The organism is Dietzia sp. KRD202, from assembly GCF_017168155.1.
Classification (GTDB): Bacteria; Actinomycetota; Actinomycetes; order Mycobacteriales; family Mycobacteriaceae; genus Dietzia; species Dietzia kunjamensis.
Window position 1 is genome coordinate 135459 of sequence record NZ_JABFAN010000005.1, and the last position, 14270, is coordinate 149728.

Consider the following 14270-nt stretch of genomic DNA (forward strand, 5'->3'; position numbering starts at 1 on the left):
CCCATGACCCAGACCCCCTCCCGCCACTTCGACCTGGTCGTCATCGGCACGGGCAGCGGCAACTCGCTGATCGACGAATCGTTCGCCGACAAGTCCGTGGCGATCTGCGAGAAGGGGACGTTCGGTGGCACCTGCCTCAACGTCGGCTGCATCCCCACCAAGATGTTCGTCTACGCCGCCGACACGGCCACCTCGATCCGGCACTCGTCCGCCTACGGTGTCGATTCGACGCTGGACGGGGTCCGGTGGCCGGACATCGTCTCGCGGGTCTTCGACCGGCGGATCGACCCGATCGCGTCGAGCGGGGAGGACTACCGGCGCAACCGTTGCGACAACGTCACGGTGTTCGACGGACACGCGACCTTCGTCGGCCCCCGCACCATCGACACGGGGACCGGCGAGATCATCACCGCGGACTCCGTCGTGATCGCCGCGGGGGCACGGCCGTCGATCCCCGAGATCGTCACCGGGGCCGGCGTCGCCTACCACACCAGCGACGACGTCATGCGGATCCCCGAGTTGCCGAAATCCATGGTCATCCAGGGCTCAGGATTCACCGCCTGCGAGTTCGCGCACGTGTTCTCCGCGCTGGGCGTCGAGGTCACCGTGATCGGCCGGTCGGACGTACTGCTCAAGCACCTCGACCGCGAACTCGCCGAGCGGTTCACGGACGCCGCCCGGGGACGGTGGGACGTCCGCCTCGGCCAGCACGTCACCTCGATGAACGCGACCGGTGACGACCGCCGGGGCGTGGAGATCACGTTCGAGGACGGGTCGACCTGTGCAGGCGACGCGCTGCTGGTCGCCACGGGTCGGACCCCGAACGGGGACCTGCTCGGTCTGGACGCGGCGGGGGTGGAGATGGACGGCGAGCGGGTCCGCGTGGACGAGTTCGGCCGCACCACGGCGGAGGGCGTCTGGGCGCTGGGCGACGTGAGCTCGCCGTTCCAGCTCAAGCACGTGGCCAACCACGAGCAGCGGGTGTTGGGCCACAACCTCAACCACCCGGAGAACCTGCAGCCGTTCCACCACAGTCACGTGCCGTACGCGGTGTTCAGCTGGCCACAGATCGCGTCGGTCGGGCTGACGGAAGCAGAGGCCCGCGCGGCCGGGTACGACGTGACCGTGAAGACCCAGGACTACGGCGACGTGGCGTACGGATGGGCGATGGAGGACTCGGTCGGGTGCTGCAAGCTCATCGCCGACCGCGCCACCGGGTTGCTCCTGGGCGCCCACCTCATGGGCGCCCACGCCCCGTCTCTCGTGCAGATCCTCATCCAGGCCATGGAGTTCGAGATCACGGTGCCGGACCTCGCGCGCAAGCAGTACTGGATCCACCCGGCGATGGCCGAGGTCGTCGAGAACGCATTGCTGGGTCTGGACTTCCCGGACCGCGGCTTCTAGCTACCGGACGATGCCGGAAGGCAGACGACCGGGGGCGACGTCGGTGGGCCGACGATCGGGGGCGGGGCCGCGAGTCGCGTGACACCCGCTCCCCGCCGGCCTCAGGCGAGGACGAACTCGTCCGGATCGACGGTGCGGACCTGCTCCCGATACCGGAAGGTGAACGTCGGCCACTGCAGGGAATTACGTCCCCGCGAGTCGATGTACCAGCTCGAGCAGCCCCCCTGGTTCCACACCGTGTGCGCCAGTTCGCGGTCCATCCGGGCGGCGTAGGACTCCTCCACCTCCGGACGGACCTCGATGGTGCGTCGGGCCTCCCGCCCGGCGAGGTCGAGCAACCGCAGAACGTGATCCGCCTGGGACTCGAGCATGTACACGATCGACGAGTGCCCCAGGTTGGTGTTGGGGCCGTACAGCAGGAACAGGTTGGGGAACCCCGCAACGGTGATGCCGTTGTGCGCTCGCGGACTGCCATCCCAGTGCTCGGCGAGGGTGCGCCCGTCCGCGCCGGTGATCACGCGAGAGATGGGCGGCTCGGTCGGCTGGAAGCCCGTACCGAAGATGATGACGTCCGCCGGATGCTCCGTGCCGTCGTCGGCCACGAGCCCGCGCGGGGTGACAGCCGACGCCGCGCCGGACACCAGGGTCACATCGGACCGGCTGAGGGCGGGGAGCCAGTTGCTGGTGAGCAACACCCGTTTGCACCCGATCGAGAAATGGGGGGTGAGCGCGCGGCGCATCCCGCGGTCCCGCACCTTGAGGAAGAGGTAGAACCGTGCGAACCACTCGAAGAACCGCAGCAGGAACTGCGCCCGCGTGAACACCACGACGTAGAGCTCACGACCCAGATAGATCCGCCCCCGGACCAGCCGCTGTACCAACGGGAAGCGTCGGTAGAGCCGCTGACGGCGTCCGGAGATCGATCGGTCCAGCCTGGGCAGGATCCAGCCCGGGGTCCGCTGGAAGACCGTGACGTGCTCGGCGGGCCCGGCGATCTCGGGGACGAACTGGACCGCGGAGGCCCCCGTCCCGACGACGGCGACCCTCCGGCCCTCGAGCGCGATGTCGTGGCGCCACCTCGCGGAGTGGAACACCTGGCCCTCGAACGACTCCAGACCGGGTAGCCGGGGGATCGAGGGGGCGGACAGCGCCCCCGAGGCCACCACGAGATCGCGCGCCCGGATCCGCCCGCGGCTCGTGTCGACGACCCAGTGCGCCGACTCGGTGTCCCACACCGCCGCGGTCACCTCGCAGGAGGTGACGAGTCGGTCACGGAGACCGATGCGGTCCGTCACGGACTCGAGATAGGCCCGGATCTCCGGTTGCCTCCCGAACGAGTGGGACCAACCGGGGTGGGCGTGTCGGGACAGCGAGTACAGGGCGGTGGGGACGTCGCAGGCGCACCCCGGGTAGGTGTTGTCGCGCCAGGTGCCCCCCACCGAGTCCGCGGCCTCCAGGACGAGGAAGTCCCGGCCACGCCCCTCCCCCAACAGACGGTCGGCCATGGCGATGCCGCCGAAGCCGGCGCCCACCACCACCAGGTCGATCTGCTCCACGGGTCCACGAGGGGTATTGATCATGGTGGACAGTATGCCCCGGATTGTCCACGACCGAGGGGCACATCAGGACGATCGTCCACACACTCTTCCCGGCCGGCCGGGTGCGCCCGCGGGACACCGGACGCGCTCAGGAACCGGACGGCAGGGTGAGGATCTCGTACCCGTCCTCGGTGACGACGACGGTGTGCTCGAACTGGGCGGTCCACGCCTTGTCCGCGGTGGTGACGGTCCAGTCGTCGTCCCAGACGTCGAAGCCCGGCCCGCCGAGGGAGATCATCGGTTCGACTGTCAACGTCATGCCCGGCTCGAGGACCTCGGTCCGGGACGGCTCGTCGTAGTGCAGCACGACCAGACCGTTGTGGAAGGTCGGGCCGACACCGTGGCCGGTGAACTCCCGCACGACCGTGTAGTCGAAACGCCGGGCATAGGATTCGATGACCCGCCCGATGACGTTGACCTCGCGACCGGGTCGGATGGCTTTGATCCCCCGGTTCATCGCCTCTTCCGTGCGCTCGACCAGGAGCCTGACCTCCTCGCTGACGTCCCCTGCCAGGAACGTCGCGTTGGTGTCACCGTGGACGCCGTGGATGAACGCCGTGACGTCGACGTTGACGATGTCCCCGTCACGGATCACCGTGGTGTCGGGGATACCGTGGCAGATCACCTCGTTGAGCGAGACACAGCTCGACTTGGGGAACGACTTGTACCCCAGGGTCGACGGGTACGCCCCGTTGTCGCACAGGAACTCGTGTACGACCCGGTCGATCTCGTCGGTCGTCACGCCGGGCGCGACCGCCTCGCCGGCGAGCACGAGAGCGTCCGCGGCCAGCCTGGAGGCCACGCGCATCACGTCGATGACCTCAGCCGGCTGAACCCACGCCTCCCCGTTGGCCTCGTCGACGCTGTCGCGCCAGACGTACTCCGGCCGGGGGATCGACTCGGGAACGGTCCGGATCGGGGTGGGTTCGCCTGGGACGAGAGGCTGACGGGTGGAGGTGGTCATGCCCCCAGGATAGGCCCGACCGGGGCGACCGGTCGCCCCGGTCCGGTCACCAGATGACGAAGCACACGGAGGCGATGAGCACCATCGCCCCGAACAGGCACATCGTGATCACGTCCGCGGACGACTGGCCGGGTTCGCGGTTCTCGGGCGGGCCGGAATCGTCGGGCATCACCGGGTCGGTCTCGTCAGCCGCGGTGTCCACACCGGGGTCGGAGTCCTGTCGCGGATTCATCAGATCACCCCCAGACGGTGGAACTCGGAGACCATCGCCACGGCGAGGATCGCGAACACGACCGCCATGAAGCCGGTGTACATCCAGCGCTTGGCGTGGTCGGACGCCCAGAACCGGCGGACGCTGACCACACCGTTCACCACGGCGACCACACACAACGCGAGACCGACGGGCGCCGCGACCCAGCCGGACAGGCTGAGCAGCGGCACGAGAATCGGGATCGCGAGGTAGGTGATGAGGCACCGCACGGCCGAGACCATCACCGAGATCCGGAACGCCCGGTGGGCGCCGGAGCCGGCCTCGCGGTCGACGCCCCGGACGCCGAGCAGACGCCGCATGGCGCGGTCGGCCGACCGCTGCGATCGGAAATCCGGGCTGGTCGCCGCGCCCGGCGCCGATACGGCCGCAAGCGCCGACACGGCCGCGGGTGCCGTCATGCTCGCGGGTGCCGGGGTGACAGGTGCTGTCATCGGGGTACTCACACGGCCCTCCCCCGGAGGGCGCCACCCACGGCGCGCACTGCCGCACTGTCTGTCATCGGTTTGCACCTTCCGGGGTCCGCGGTCTGACTGTGCTCCACTTTTCCACAGGCGCCGCCGATCCCGCAGTCGGCGGGCCGACGCCACCCCGCCCGGGGTGGCGCTGCGAGCCGACTCACAGCAGGACCGTCGCGTACTCGACGGAGTCGACCATGCCCACCCGCCGATAAGCGGCGCGGGCCGCGCCGTTCGACCCGTTCACCACCAGGGAAGGTCGGAGCCCCCGTGAGCGGAGGGCGGCGCACACCGCGGCGGTACCGCCGGACCCCAGCCCGGCGTCCCGCCGGTCGCGGTGGACCCATACGCCCTGGATCTGGGCGACCTCCGGGGAGATCGCGGCGACATCGGCCTTGAAGACCACCTCGCCGTCGTCGATCCCCACCCAGGTCCTCCCCCGCGCGAGGGACCGCGCCACGCGGCGACGAAACGGTATCCCGGAGCCCACGGCGAACGGGTCGGCGCGCAGTTCCTCGCGGTACATCGCCGCGGCGGCGGCGAGCACCGGTTCGAACTCCTCCACGGTCGCGGGCCGGATCCCGTCCAGGACGAGCGCCGGATCGAGCGGGCCCTCGAGCGCCATGAGGAACTGGTGCGCCCGGTACTCCCGGGCCTCGCCCCAACGTCCACGCAGCGCCGGCCACATGCCGGCGACCAGGTCGCGCCGACCGTGCACCGACATAGGCCCGAGTCCCAGTCGGGCCACCGCGTCACCGAGAGCGCGCTGATCAGCGGCGTCCCCCCGGAGCGGCAACACCGAACTACCGACGAACACGAGCGACCGCTCGGGCCCACCCAGGGTGAGGAACCGTCCGTCCGCGCCGGCGGCCACACCCGACGAGGCGAACTTCTCCGCCGCCGGCGCGGAGACCAACGGGTCGGCGGCGAGCACGGCGAGAAGCGCCCGCGACTCTCCCCGACCGACCGCCCGGCACCCGCCGAGCCCGGCCTCCGGGGCAGCCGTGTCGGTCACGGTCTATCGCGTGACCTTGACCTGGGGCCCCTGGCCCTCGGCGGCGTCTCCCACGGGCTCGCCCATCTCCTCGGCGATCCGCATGGCCTCCTCGATGAGGGTCTCCACGATCATCGCCTCCGGCACGGTCTTGATGACCTCGCCCTTGACGAAGATCTGGCCCTTGCCGTTTCCGGACGCGACACCCAGATCGGCCTCGCGGGCCTCGCCGGGCCCGTTGACGACACAGCCCATGACGGCCACCCGCAAGGGGACGCTCATCCCCTCCAGTCCGGCCGTGACCTCGTCGGCGAGCTTGTACACGTCCACCTGGGCGCGCCCACACGACGGGCACGAGACGATCTCGAGCTTGCGCGGACGCAGGTTGAGCGACTGCAGGATCTGCGTGCCGACCTTGATCTCCTCCACCGGCGGGGCGGAGAGGGAGACCCGGATGGTGTCGCCGATCCCCTCGGAGAGCAGTGCACCGAACGCCACGGCCGACTTGATCGTGCCCTGGAACGCGGGCCCGGCCTCGGTCACGCCGAGGTGCAACGGGTAATCGGTCTGCGCGGCGAGCCGGCGGTAGGCCTCGACCATGATCACCGGGTCGTTGTGCTTGACCGAGATCTTGATGTCGCCGAAGCCGTGTTCCTCGAACAACGAGGCCTCCCACATCGCCGACTCGACGAGCGCTTCCGGGGTCGCCTTGCCGTACTTGGCCAACAGGCGCGGGTCCAGCGACCCGGCGTTGACACCGATGCGGATGGGGATGCCCGCGTCACCGGCGGCCTTGGCGACCTCCTTGACGCGTCCGTCGAACTCCTTGATGTTGCCCGGGTTGACGCGCACCGCGGCACACCCGGCATCGATCGCCGCGAAGATGTACTTGGGTTGGAAGTGAATGTCCGCGATCACGGGGATCGGGGACTTGCGTGCGATGGTCTCCAGCGCGTCGGCGTCCTCCTGCCGGGGACACGCCACGCGGACGATGTCACACCCGGACGCCGTGAGCTCGGCGATCTGCTGGAGGGTGGAGTTGACGTCGTGGGTCTTGGTGGTGGTCATGGACTGGACCGAGACCGGATGATCACTGCCCACGCCCACCTGGCCCACGAACAGCTGCCGGGTCGTGCGCCGGGGCGCGAGGACCGGCGGCGGGCCGTCGGGCATGCCCAGTCCCACTGGGATCGAGGAGGAGTCGTTCACTTCAGGCCTTCCGTAGGGGCTGCCAGCCGGGTGCGGGCAGGTCCCGCGTCCCATTATCCGGGTAACCGGGCGCGGGTGCGAGGTGGGTGTGCGCCCGGCTCAGCCGGGCAGCAGGATCGGGTTGACGAAGTCGGCGGTGATCACGATCGCGGAGACGCCGATGAGGAGTACGAACACCCCCATCGTCAGTGGCGCCAGCTTCTCGTAGTCCGCCGGGCCGCCCGGCGCGAGGCCGCGAAGCCGGCGGACGGCGTCCCGGATCTTCTCGTAGAACACCACCGCGATGTGGCCGCCGTCGAACGGGGTCAGGGGCACGAGGTTGAACGCCCCCAGGAACAGGTTGAGGCCGGCCAGGAACAGGAGGAACAGGCTCCACAGGCCCTGCTCGACCGCCTGCCCGCCGATGTAGCTGGCCCCCACCACGGACACCGGGGAGTCGTCCGCCCGCTCGCCCCCGAAGATCGACGCGGCCACCGCCGGGATCTTGGCCGGGAACGAGATCAGCCCATCGACGGTCGCCTCGACCATCTCCCCGGTGAAGACGAAGGTCGCGGGCACCGCGCTGAGGGCGTCGTAGGTGTTGACGGTCTGATAGGCCGGATCATCGAGGATCTCCCGGGGGATCCCGTCCTCCGAGAGTCGGACCCCGAGCGCACCCCGCTGCTCGCCGTCCACGCCCGTTGACGTCAACGTCGTCGTCGTCGTGATCGTCTCCCCGCCGCGTTCCACCGCCACCGGCACGGTCTCACCGGGCCGCGCCGAGACCACGGTGGACAGGTCGTCCCAACTGACCACCGGCACCCCGTCGACCGACGTGATCCGGTCGCCCGGCAGGATCCCCGCCTCGCCGGCCGGGCCCACTCCGACCCCGCACCGGTCCGCCCCCGCGCAGGTGTCCCCCACGACGGCCGCGACGCGGTCGGTGGGGATCGGCTGGACGTCCCGGTTCACCAGGCCCCAGCCGAGGGCGACCGTGTAGAACAACGCGATCGCCAGGACGACGTTCATGAAGGGCCCGGCCAACAACACCGCGACGCGCTTCCACCACGCCTGGCGCCACATCGCCCTCGGCTCATCCTCCGGGGACAGCTGGTCGTACGCGGTCATCCCCGCGATGTCACAGAACCCGCCGAGCGGGATCGCCTTGAGCCCGTACTCGATCCCACCACGCCGGACGGACCACAGAGTGGGGCCGAACCCGACGAAGAACCGACGGACCCGCATCCCCGACCACAGCGCGACCCGCATGTGGCCGTACTCGTGCAGCACGATGGACACCATGATCCCCAGGGCGAACAGCACGATCCCGAACACCAACACGGCTCAGCCCTCCAGGCTCGTGACGAGGGCTGCGGCGTGCCGCCGCGCCCAGGACTCCGCCGCCGCGACGTCATCCGGATCCCGGGGATCGGACGACCACTGATCGGCTGCCCCCACGGTCTCCGCCACGACGTCGACGATGCTGGTGAACCCGATCCGGCCGTCCAGGAACGCCGGGGCGGCCTCCTCGTTGGCCGCGTTGAACACCGCGGTCCGCAGGCCCCCCGCCTCGCCCGCCGCCCGCGCCACCGAGATCGCCGGGAACGTCTCGGAGTCCACCGGCTCGAACGTCCAGGTGTGTGCCTGCGAGAAGTCCAACGGGGTCGACGCCCCGGGGATCCGCGACGGCCACCCCAGAGCCAACGCGATCGGCAGCTTCATCGACGGCGGCGAGGCCTTGGCCACGGTCGCGCCGTCGACGAACGTCACCGCCGAGTGCACCACCGACTGGGGGTGGACGGTCACATCGATCCGATCGTATGGAACCCCGAACAGCAGGTGTGCCTCGATGAGCTCCAGGGACTTGTTCACCAGGGTCGCGGAGTTCAGGGTGATCATCCTGCCCATCGCCCACGTGGGGTGCTGCAGCGCCTGCTCCGCGGTGACACCTTCCAGTTCGGCGCGGGTACGGCCCCGGAAGGGCCCGCCGGAGGCGGTCAACACCAGTGACGCCACCTCGTCCGCCGTCCCCGCCCGCAGACACTGCGCCATCGCTGAGTGCTCGGAGTCGACGGGGATGAGCTGGCCCGGGGCCGCGGCGCCGGTGACGAGGGCGCCCCCGGCCACGAGTGACTCCTTGTTCGCCAGCGCCAGCCGCGCACCCGTGCGCAATGCGGCCAGGGTGGGCCCTAGGCCGATGGACCCGTCGATTCCGTTGAGCACCACGTCGGCCTCCACCGCCCCCACGAGCTCGGTGGCGGCCCCGGGACCGTCGAGAACCGTCGCCTCCGGGAACGCCGACCGGATCCGCTCGGCCGCGGCCGGGGCGGACACCGCGACGAACCGGACGCCGGTCCGGCGGATCTGCTCCGCCAGCAGATCGATCCGGCCACCGCCGGCCGCCAGACCGACGACCTCGAAACGGCCGGGTCCGGCCTCCGAGGTCACCTCGAGGGCCTGGGTACCGATCGAGCCGGTACTGCCGAGGACGAGAACGCGCGTGGTCACCCCGCCATTGTCCACGCCGGAGCCACCTGATGCCGCATCAGCGGCCCCAGGTGTGGCGGGGACCGGCGGGTTACCCGTCGACCGCCGGACGGCGTGTGACAAACTGGGCACGATGTCGGCGGCCCGCAGGGCTGCCAGCGAGCCGTGAGGAGAACCGGGGAGCATGAGCGCGGACGGGCACCACACCAGCAAGGAGATCGTCGTCGACGGGATCAGCACCCTCGACGAGCCCTCGGTCGAGTGGGGCTGGCACCAGCACAGCAGGAAGGTCGGCCTCGTCACGGGCGGCTTCTTCGTCCTGTTCCTGTTGGCCATGCTGTTCGGCAACCACATCGGACGGGTGGAGGACATCTGGCTGGTGGCGGTCGCCGTGTTCCTCGCGATCTGGATGTTCCTGTCGCTGCGACCCAAGAAGGACGACACTCTCAAGCGGAACCGTGTCTTCGAGGTCTCCTCGGACCACTACGCGGTGGTCGGCGCCGCCGCCTCGGGTCACGTAGGGGCCGAGGCCGCCCGGAACCCGCAGGGCCGGGCGCCGGCCAGGCACTGACCCCAGTCGACCCGAGAAGGGCCGCCACCACTCGATGGAGTGGTGGCGGCCCTTCTCGTCGTCCGTAGCTCTCAGTGGGTGGCCCAGTGGTCACTCCCCAGTGGTCACTCCCCAGCGATCACTCCCCAGCGATCACTCCCCCGCGCTCACCCCTCGGCCGCGAGCTGACCACACGCCGCGTCGATCTCCTGGCCGCGGGTGTCGCGCACCGTGCACGAGACCCCGGCCGCGCGCACGGCGGCGACGAAGGCGTCCTGCTGATGGCGGGGGCTGGCGTCCCACTCGCTGCCCGGCGTCGGGTTGAGCGGGATGAGGTTCACGTGCGCCATGGGCCCGAGACGCTGGGCGAGCAGTCGACCGAGCATCTCGCCCCGCCAGGTCTGATCATTGACGTCACGGATCAACGCGTACTCGATGGACACCCGCCGCCCCGTGGCATCGGCGTAGTGCCGGGCCGCGTCCATGACCTCGGAGACCGGCCACCGGTTGTTGACGGGCACCAGGGTGTCCCGGAGTTCGTCGTCCGGGGTGTGCAAGGACACCGCCAGGGTGACCTGGAGCCCCTCCTCTGCCAGCTTGTGGATGGCGGGGACCAGGCCCACCGTCGACACGGTGACCGCGCGTTGCGACAGACCGAATCCCGACGGCGGCGGGGCGATGATGCCTCGCACGGCGGTCATGACGCGCTTGTAGTTGGCGAGCGGCTCCCCCATGCCCATGAACACGACGTTGGACAGTCGCCCCGGCCCGCCCGGGATCTCACCGTCGCGCATGGCGCGGGCGGCGACCCTGACCTGCTCCAGGATCTCGGCTGCCGAGAGGTTGCGTTGCAGACCGCCCTGCCCCGTCGCGCAGAACGGGCACGCCATCCCGCAGCCGGCCTGACTCGAGATGCACACGGTCGCCCGGTCGGGGTAGCGCATGAGAACGCTCTCGACCAACGAACCGTCGTGCAGTTTCCACAGGGTCTTACGCGTGGTGCCCTCGTCGGTGGTGACGTGTCGTAGCGACGAGGTCAGCGAGGGGAACAGTTCTTCTCCGACCTTCTCCCGCAGGCCGGCCGGCAGGTCGGTCATCTCGCGGGTGTCCGCCTCGAGGCGCCCGAAGTACTGGTTGGCCAGCTGCTTGCCGCGGAATGCGGGAACTCCGAGCTCACCCATCGCCGCCTCGCGACCGTCGGCGTCGAGGTCGGCGAAGTGACGAGGGGGCAGCCCTCGGCGGGGGGCGTCAAAAACGAGCGGGAGAGGTTCAGCCATGATGCGGCCATTGTGTCAGAAACGGGCGACCGCAACACATCGCGAGCGGTGCCGTCCGACGCCGCCAGCGCATACAGTCCAGGTATGGCACAACGATCACACGACCCGACAGACCGTCGTCACGCCGCCCCCGTCGAGGGGCGCGACGAGATCCCCCTCGAGGACACCCACGCGGACTCCACCCTCGTTCCCGCCGACGAGTCGACCCCTGCGACACGCACCCACGAGCAGGATGCTGTCCCCGATTCGTCGGGGGGACTTCTGGGCTCCGCGTGGGTGGGTCTGGTCCTGGGCGCGCTCGTCACCATCCTGCTGTTGACCTTCATCGCGCAGAACACGACCTCGACCGACGTCCGTTTTCTCGGGTTGGAGTTCACCCTCCCGCTTGGGGTGCTGATCCTCTTCGCCGCGATCGCCGGCGCGTTGATCATGGCCCTGTTCGCCGGCTTCCGGATCCTCCAGCTGCGGATGCGCGCACGCAAGGCGCGCAAACTGACCGCCCGACACTGACGCGCGACCCCCGGCGCGGGTCGGAGGGTCCGGTCACTTCGCGGCTTCGCCCCGTGCCGACGTCACCCGTGCCAACGGAGGTGGTCGACGACTCAGGTCGGCACGACGTAGGTGAAGATGACCCAGACGACCACCGCGGTGGGCAGCACGGAGTCGAGGCGGTCCATGAATCCGCCGTGCCCCGGCAGGAGCGTGCCCATGTCCTTGATTCCGAGGTCCCGCTTCACCTGGGATTCCACCAGGTCGCCCAGCGTCGCGGTGAAGACCGTGAGGACGCCGAGCAACAGGCCCTTCCAGATGCTGTCGTCGAAGAGCAGGGCGACCACGAGTGCGCCACCGACCGTGGCGAACAGGATCGACCCGGCGAATCCCTCCCAGGACTTCTTGGGGCTGATCGCCGGGGCCATGGGGTGCTTACCGAAGAGCACCCCCGCCACGTACCCCCCGACGTCGGAGCACACGACCAGCAGGATGAGGGCCACGACCCGTTGCGCGCCGTAGTCACCGTCCGACAGCATCGCGCCGAGGGCTCCCGGAACCGCGATCCACACCAACACGAACACCGCGACCGACACGTCGCGCATGTAGTTCTTCGGTGCGGTGGTCAGACCGGCCATGAGCAGACGCCAGACCAGGACGACCACGCCGGTGACGGCGAACGCGGCGAACGCGCCTTCCGCCCCGTTGAGGTAACCCGCCCAGACCATGGCCTGCCCGCCTGCGAGCAGCGGGAACAGGGGAAGCGTGAACCGGGCCTGCCGGAGGCGTTTGAAGACCTCCCAGGTGCCGATGGCGACGGCGGCGGCGGCGACCAGGTACCACGCGCGGGGGGTGAAGGCGATACTCGCGATCACGAGCGCGCCCAGGCCGACCCCGACCGGGATCGCCCGGGTCAGGTCACGGCCGGCGCGCGACGGAGGTGCGGCGGCCGCGGCGGTGGGCCCGGGCGGGCCCTGGGGTGCGGGGTCCACGGCATACTCCTCGGTTCTCGGGTGATGGGTGTCGCGGAGGTCAGACCTCCATCAGGTCGCCTTCCTTGGCCTTGACGAGTTCGTCCACCTCGCCGACGAATCGCTGGGTGAGCTTGTCCAGCTCCTTCTCCGCGGCGTTGACCTCGTCCTCGCCGGCCTCGCCGTCCTTGTCGATCCGCTTGAGCTCGTCCATCGCCTTGCGCCGGACGCCACGGACCGCGATGCGTCCGTCCTCGGCCTTGGCCTTGGCCTGCTTGACCAGATCGCGACGCCGTTCCTCGGTGAGCTGCGGCACGGTCACGCGGAGGACCTGGCCGTCGTTGGTCGGGTTGACGCCCAGATCCGAGTTGCGGATGGCGTTCTCGATCGGACCGATCTGCGACATCTCGTACGGCTTGATGATGAGCATGCGCGGCTCGGGTGCCGAGATGGTCGCCATCTGGGTGATGGGAGTCATGCTCCCGTAGTACTCACAGAACACGCGGTTGAACATGCCCGGGTTGGCGCGGCCGGTGCGGATGGCGGAGAGCTCGTCGCGAACGTGCTCGATCGCCTTCTCCATCTTGTCCTCGGCCTCGAGCAGAGTGTCGTCGATCATGTCTGTCCCTTTTCGTTGGGGTCGGTGTCGGTGGTCGGGTCGAGGACGTGTCAGGCCGTGCTGGCCACCAGCGTCCCGATCTGCTCACCGGCGACGGCGCGCGCGATGTTGCCCTCGGTGAGAAGGTTGAAGACGAGGATGGGCATGTCGTTGTCCATGCACAGGCTGAACGCGGTGGCATCGGCCACCTTCAGGCCCCGCTCGAGGCATTCCCGGTGTTCGATCCGGCTGAAGAGCTCGGCGTCGGGATTGGTACGGGGATCGTCCGAGTAGACGCCGTCCACCGCCTTGGCCATGAGCAGCACGTCGGCCTTGATCTCCAGTGCGCGCTGGGCTGCGGTGGTATCGGTCGAGAAGTAGGGCATGCCCATCCCTGCCCCGAAGATCACGACGCGGCCCTTCTCCAGATGCCGTTCGGCGCGTAGGGGGATGTACGGCTCCGCGACCTGACCCATGTGGATGGCGGTCTGGACGCGGGTCGACACACCCTCCTGCTCGAGGAAGTCCTGCAGCGCCAGGCAGTTCATGACGGTGCCGAGCATCCCCATGTAGTCGCTGCGCGCCCGGTCGAGCCCTCGCTGCTGCAACTGGGCGCCCCGGAAGAAGTTGCCGCCGCCGATCACGATCGCGATCTGCGCCCCCGTCCGGGAGACATCGGCGATCTGCCGGGCGACGGACTGCACGACGTCCGGGTCGATCCCCACGCCGCCGCCGCCGAACATCTCGCCGCCGAGCTTGAGCATCACACGTTTGTAGCCGTCCCGCGGGTCGGTCATCCCTCTCCTCGTCCCGGGCGGATCCAGCCCGTGTCGCGCGCGTTCACACCCCCGACGTCGATTGGCCGGAGCGGCGTGTGGTCCGTGGTGGGACCGGGTTCATTCTGCCCTATCGCCACGGCCGCCACACTCCAGCCCGCCGGGTACGGGCACACCCGGCCGTACGAACGCCGACGGCGGTACCCGGAGTACCGGGTACCGCCATCGTTCGGGAACCCGCCACGGCG

General features: G+C 69.8%; 15 protein-coding genes. 3 read left to right on the top strand and 12 right to left on the bottom strand.

Annotation, left to right across the window (positions count from 1 at the left end):
* The first annotated feature begins 3 nt into the window (after positions 1–3).
* Positions 4–1404: a mycothione reductase gene (gene mtr / locus J1M64_RS01420; RefSeq protein WP_206472284.1), complete on the top strand. Its 1401-nt coding sequence runs from the start codon at positions 4–6 to the stop codon at positions 1402–1404.
* 101 nt (positions 1405–1505) lie between these two features.
* Here the strand turns inward: mtr and J1M64_RS01425 are convergent, their stop codons facing one another.
* From J1M64_RS01425 to dxr, 8 genes are all read right to left on the bottom strand, one after another.
* On the bottom strand, positions 1506–2984 hold the full coding sequence (locus J1M64_RS01425; RefSeq protein WP_206472285.1) for an NAD(P)/FAD-dependent oxidoreductase: 1479 nt from the start codon (positions 2982–2984) through the stop codon (positions 1506–1508).
* Positions 2985–3090: 106 nt separating this feature from the next.
* Positions 3091–3966, bottom strand: coding sequence for a type I methionyl aminopeptidase (gene map, locus J1M64_RS01430; RefSeq protein ID WP_132061124.1), 876 nt, complete (start codon positions 3964–3966; stop codon positions 3091–3093).
* 46 nt (positions 3967–4012) lie between these two features.
* Positions 4013–4198 carry a hypothetical protein gene (locus tag J1M64_RS01435; RefSeq protein WP_132061122.1) on the bottom strand — a complete coding sequence of 62 codons (186 nt, stop codon included), beginning with the start codon at positions 4196–4198 and terminating at the stop codon, positions 4013–4015.
* A complete protein-coding gene (locus tag J1M64_RS01440; RefSeq protein ID WP_227022026.1) occupies positions 4198–4668 on the bottom strand; it encodes a hypothetical protein in 471 nt (156 codons plus the stop codon). Before J1M64_RS01440 ends, J1M64_RS01435 begins: the two co-directional genes overlap by 1 nt.
* A 184-nt stretch (positions 4669–4852) precedes the next feature.
* Positions 4853–5707 carry a GNAT family N-acetyltransferase gene (locus tag J1M64_RS01445; protein ID WP_206472286.1) on the bottom strand — a complete coding sequence of 285 codons (855 nt, stop codon included), beginning with the start codon at positions 5705–5707 and terminating at the stop codon, positions 4853–4855.
* A gap of 3 nt (positions 5708–5710) precedes the next feature.
* Positions 5711–6859 carry a flavodoxin-dependent (E)-4-hydroxy-3-methylbut-2-enyl-diphosphate synthase gene (gene ispG, locus J1M64_RS01450; protein WP_082923994.1) on the bottom strand — a complete coding sequence of 383 codons (1149 nt, stop codon included), beginning with the start codon at positions 6857–6859 and terminating at the stop codon, positions 5711–5713.
* A 135-nt stretch (positions 6860–6994) separates the two neighbouring features.
* Complete coding sequence (locus J1M64_RS01455; protein ID WP_256385622.1) at positions 6995–8215, bottom strand: RIP metalloprotease; 1221 nt, start codon at positions 8213–8215, stop codon at positions 6995–6997.
* Positions 8216–8218: 3 nt separating this feature from the next.
* Positions 8219–9382, bottom strand: a complete 1164-nt coding sequence (dxr, locus tag J1M64_RS01460; RefSeq protein ID WP_235027856.1) for a 1-deoxy-D-xylulose-5-phosphate reductoisomerase — start codon at positions 9380–9382, stop codon at positions 8219–8221.
* Positions 9383–9545: 163 nt separating this feature from the next.
* On the opposite strand from dxr, the gene J1M64_RS01465 reads away from it, so the two are divergent.
* Positions 9546–9932 carry a DUF2631 domain-containing protein gene (locus J1M64_RS01465; RefSeq protein ID WP_096905327.1) on the top strand — a complete coding sequence of 129 codons (387 nt, stop codon included), beginning with the start codon at positions 9546–9548 and terminating at the stop codon, positions 9930–9932.
* Positions 9933–10078: 146 nt separating this feature from the next.
* Here J1M64_RS01465 and rlmN read toward each other — a convergent pair whose 3' ends face one another.
* A complete protein-coding gene (gene rlmN, locus J1M64_RS01470; RefSeq protein WP_067717626.1) occupies positions 10079–11188 on the bottom strand; it encodes a 23S rRNA (adenine(2503)-C(2))-methyltransferase RlmN in 1110 nt (369 codons plus the stop codon).
* 84 nt (positions 11189–11272) lie between these two features.
* Between rlmN and J1M64_RS01475 the strand changes: the two genes are divergently transcribed.
* Entirely contained in the window at positions 11273–11698 is a 426-nt protein-coding gene (locus tag J1M64_RS01475; protein ID WP_119192739.1) for a lipopolysaccharide assembly LapA domain-containing protein, read from the top strand.
* A gap of 92 nt (positions 11699–11790) precedes the next feature.
* Here J1M64_RS01475 and J1M64_RS01480 read toward each other — a convergent pair whose 3' ends face one another.
* From J1M64_RS01480 to pyrH, 3 genes are read right to left on the bottom strand one after another with little or no spacing between them, the layout of a single operon-like run.
* Positions 11791–12669: a phosphatidate cytidylyltransferase gene (locus tag J1M64_RS01480; protein WP_119192740.1), complete on the bottom strand. Its 879-nt coding sequence runs from the start codon at positions 12667–12669 to the stop codon at positions 11791–11793.
* 40 nt (positions 12670–12709) lie between these two features.
* The gene (gene frr / locus J1M64_RS01485) at positions 12710–13267 is read right to left on the bottom strand and encodes a ribosome recycling factor (protein WP_067717618.1); all 558 of its coding nucleotides are present in this window, start codon (positions 13265–13267) and stop codon (positions 12710–12712) included.
* 50 nt (positions 13268–13317) lie between these two features.
* On the bottom strand, positions 13318–14043 hold the full coding sequence (gene pyrH / locus J1M64_RS01490) for a UMP kinase (protein ID WP_119192741.1): 726 nt from the start codon (positions 14041–14043) through the stop codon (positions 13318–13320).
* Positions 14044–14270: the final 227 nt, after the last annotated feature.